Raw genomic sequence first — 3,953 nt, 5'->3', positions numbered from 1 at the left:
GCCACGAGCGGCGAGGTGCTCGCGCAGTTGGTCATGGGTTTCCTGAAATTGGTCTTGGTGGCGTTCGTGGTGGCGGTGCCGGTGATCTGGTACCTGATGCGGGGGTGGCTCGCAGGATATGCCTATCGGATTCCGTTGTCGTGGACGATCTTCGCGCTGGCGGGGCTTACTGCCTTTGCGATCGCGTTCCTCACGGTGCTCTGGCAGTCGATGAAAGCCACGCGCACGAATCCGGTCGTGGCGATCAAGGACTGAACTTAGAGGTGGAATCGGTATAAAATATGGTAGATTTAGTGTTATTAATAACAAATAAAATCATATTTTGTGCAAATAAATTTTTTAGATTATGTTTGTAAGAGAGTTAATCTACTAACTAATTTATGACAATGAAGAAAATTCTTTTATTTTTGACGGTTGCTGTTTTAGGGCTGACAGGCTGCAAAGATGATGAGAAAATTACCGATCTGACGGGTACCACCTGGAAAGCTTATGAAATACAGGAGATACGAGGGACTACTTATGAATGGGGCAGTACGATAACTTTTACTTCCGATACCCGGTTCACCGCTTCTTTTTTCAACAAAGAGGACGGTGTAACCACTGATTCTGACCAGCAAGTTGGAACTTATGTGTACAATTCACCGAATGTAACGTTAACGGTTGCAGGAGAATCCGTCACGGGAACGGTAAACAAGAAGAGCATTGTCATGCACTTGGATGGTTCGGACGAAGAGACTGTTTACACCAGACAATAATTCGTTATATTCGCTTTACGATCAGCGGGCACAGGATCATTCCTGCGCCCGCTGTTTTTTGAATACCATCGGCTCCGTTACCGGCGACAGATACTCCGGAAATCGCAGACGGCGCATTTTTGCACATGCTCCGTCTGCCCGAACGGCTGCGAAGCATCGAACATCGCCGCGAAAAGCTCTTCCAACCCGTGAACGAGTGCCGCCGACTGTTCCGGCCGCAGACGCTTCAGGGGTGCCATGCCCTCTTCCTTGCATACAGGATAGGGCGAGTAGTCGTCCATCCTCATCTTGCGGGCCACATACAGCGCAGGCGACACCTCGACCCGCTCCTCCGCTCCGAGCACCAGCGCATAGAGCAGGGTTTGCAGCACTCCTCCGTTATGCGGCTCGTAGCGGAGCTCGCCGTCGCGCGTGACCTTTTCGTTCGTGAAAAGACTTTCTATCGAGGCGAACTCCGGCGTATCGCCCCCGCTCTTGTAATCCACGATCCGCAGCGTGCCGTCGCCGAGCAGGTCGATCCGGTCGGCCTTTCCGGCCAGCGTGACGCATCGTCCGCCCAGCCCGAAGGTATGTTTCACTTCTTTCTCCAGACCCGATATCCGGAAAGGTTCCGCGTGGCTTTGCGAGTCGTGGTGCAGGATATTCTGAAGATACCGTATCACGATGTCGCGGTGCATCTGGATCCGGCCGCTGATCTCTATGTCCTGCCCCCGCGCGCCCATGACGTCCGCCATCGCCTGTTCCGTAACGATCTGCATGTCGGATGAGGTGAAGGCGGCGATATGCCGGGCTGCGTCCGGTTTCCCGACAAGCGGCGTACAGAGCAGCTCCAAAGCCCGGTGCAGGGTGTTCCCTACGTCCAGATGGGTGACCTCCTGTCCGAGCTGCTCCGGAGCCTCGAGCCGTTCGACATCCGCAAAGTAGAACTTCAGCGGACAATCGATATAGCGGTTCAGTGTCGACGGATAGAACCTCATCTGCTGCATCTGCCGCATGATCTCCGGCGTTTTGGGCACGAGGATCGGCTCCACCGGCCGGTAGTCGATCCGCAGGTCGACGCTGGCCCGTTCCACCTCGTGGGGCGCCTCGTACTCCAACTGGTAGATATAGCGGCTCTGCTCGCCTGTCCGATTGTCGTCGGCCGCCGAGCTGTACATCAGGATCAGCCGGCGGCACCGTGCGATGAGCCGGTAGAAGTAATAGGCGTACATCGCTTCGTGATCCTGCGGCGTGGGCAGGCCGAAAGCCTGCCGCAGGTTGAACGGTACGTATGAATTTCCGTCGCGGTTCCCCGGAAAGGTGTCGTCGGTGAGCGAGAGCAGGATCACGTTGTCGAAGTCGAGGTTGCGGGTCTCCAGAATCCCCATGACCTGCAGGCCGCTGAGCGGCTCCCCTTCGTAAGGCACCCGGCATTGGACCAGTGTCTGCCGCACCAGTGAGATATAGATGCCGAGCGACAGTTCGATGTCGCATTCCCGCACGGTGTTCCCCAACCGGAGCACATTTTCCAGTAGGGTGAAGAGGAACTCTTTCCGCTCGCGCGCCTCCACGGTGTCGGAGGGGATGGCGCCTAATCCGGACAATATCTCTTCGATGTACCGCTGCATGTCGTCGACGTCCTTCACGGGCCGGAAAATGCGCCGGAGCAGGTCGTTGCCTGCGAAAAGATCCGGCGGCACCCACACCGTCTGCCAGGTGTCGATGTGTTCGGCCGCCGCTTTGGCCGCTTCGGCTGCCTGTTCCGCCACATATGGATGGGAAAGGATGCCCAGCACGTCGGTGTACGAGAATCGCCCTTCGCGGGCGTGGCTCTGGAGCATCAGCAGCCTTTCGAGCAGAATGTACGGCACGGTGTTCGCCAACGGGTACCCCATCGTCACGTTGAGGTTCCGGACTGCGGGCGGAATGGAGTGGAGAACGGGCAGGAGCAGATTCTCGTCGGTCAGCACGATGGCGGTCTCCTTGTCTAAGAAGCCCTGCTCGTCGTGGATCTCTTCCAACTTCCGATACAGGGCTTTGCACTGCAAAATATCGGACGGGGTGGAAATGACTTCGATCTGTTTGGGCTGTACGAAATGATCCCGTTCCAAATCGGGCGCGTCGTCGCCGAACCGTGCTGTATTGCGCCGGATGAACCGTCCGGCTTCCTGGTCGTCCGACCGGTAGAAGTAATTGTCGTAGTCCCAATAGAATCGTCCGGCGCCCGTCTCTTTCAGGTAGTCGAAGAGCCGTTTTTCGCATTCATTGAGCGCGTTGAATCCGACGAAACAAAATATCTTGCCGTCGAACCGCTTGTCTGACTCCGCCGAGAGGTCGAGGCTCTCGGCCATGTCGCGGTAGATCATCCCGCTGTAGCCGATGCCGAGTGTACGCAGCCGATTCTTATAGGCCGTATAGATGGTATGCAGCGAGCGCCATATTTTCAGGAATTGCTGTTGTTCGGCCGATTGCACTCCCCGCCGGTTCAGGGTGGTCCAGAAGCCGCGCACCAGTTCCATCGCTTCGTCGTTCCCGGCGAACAGCCCGCCGAACCGGTCTTCGATGTCGTGCAGGTCGCTGATGTTGGCATAGAGGGTTTCGGCGTCGATCAGGTATTTGTCTATGGTGTCGAAGTCCGAAAGAAGCATCTCGCCCCAGCGGAAAAACCGGTCGAATGGCTCGGGATGATACTCGTTGTAAATCCGGTAGAGTTCGGCGGTCAGGCGCAGGTGATCTCCCCCCTCCAAAGGCGACAGGCTGCGGATCAGGTCGTCCATCGAGAGATACCGGGGCTGCCACATCGGGCGTCCCTCGGTCAGGCCGAGCAGGGCGTCGTTGAAAAAGAGCCGCGCCCGCTTGCCGGGAAAGATGATGTGCAGGTCGGAGATGCCGGTGCCGTATGTCCGGTAGAGGTTTTCAGCGACTTCCGCAAGGAATTTCTTCATCGGTCGGTTGGGTTTTTCCTGTGTCGAGTGCAGGAAAGGTGTACCTGTCTTTCGCGGCAGCCGGATGGCTCCGGCGGTTCGGTTCTGTGCCGGGAAGCGTATTGTGGCGGAAAAGGTTCGGTTCGGTGCCGCTCGGCACCGAACCGAACCGAAAAACGATTGAAAAATGCGGGTACGATCCAATCGCGATTATATACTTTATCGTACCAGCCCTCCCTTGTCCCGATTTTTCGGCTCGCACCGCCCCCCGGCCGCGAGAAGCGGCCCCCGGCGC

The 3,953-nt window shown here is 57.1% G+C and carries 2 protein-coding genes and 1 pseudogene; 2 read left to right on the top strand and 1 reads right to left on the bottom strand.

Annotated features, from left to right (window positions below; all coding sequences use genetic code 11):
- Positions 1–255: pseudogene (locus tag Q0Z93_RS09850) on the top strand (ABC transporter permease); the annotation flags it as partial.
- A 131-nt stretch (positions 256–386) separates the two neighbouring features.
- Complete coding sequence (locus Q0Z93_RS09845; RefSeq protein ID WP_298065069.1) at positions 387–755, top strand: hypothetical protein; 369 nt, start codon at positions 387–389, stop codon at positions 753–755.
- Positions 756–832: 77 nt separating this feature from the next.
- Here the strand turns inward: Q0Z93_RS09845 and Q0Z93_RS09840 are convergent, their stop codons facing one another.
- On the bottom strand, positions 833–3,679 hold the full coding sequence (locus tag Q0Z93_RS09840; RefSeq protein ID WP_298065067.1) for a PD-(D/E)XK nuclease family protein: 2,847 nt from the start codon (positions 3,677–3,679) through the stop codon (positions 833–835).
- Positions 3,680–3,953 lie beyond the last annotated feature (274 nt).

This window comes from uncultured Rikenella sp., from assembly GCF_947628055.1.
Classification (GTDB): domain Bacteria; phylum Bacteroidota; class Bacteroidia; order Bacteroidales; family Rikenellaceae; genus Rikenella.
Note: the sequence above shows the minus strand (reverse complement) of the source record. Positions and strands in the feature narration are given on the sequence as shown.

Bases quoted from the DNA above. Each gene is read 5' to 3' on its own strand.
- Q0Z93_RS09840 (WP_298065067.1), bottom strand. From the start codon at position 3,679: ATGAAGAAATTCCTTGCGGAAGTCGCTGAAAACCTCTACCGGACATAC.
- Q0Z93_RS09845 (WP_298065069.1), top strand. From the start codon at position 387: ATGAAGAAAATTCTTTTATTTTTGACGGTTGCTGTTTTAGGGCTGACA.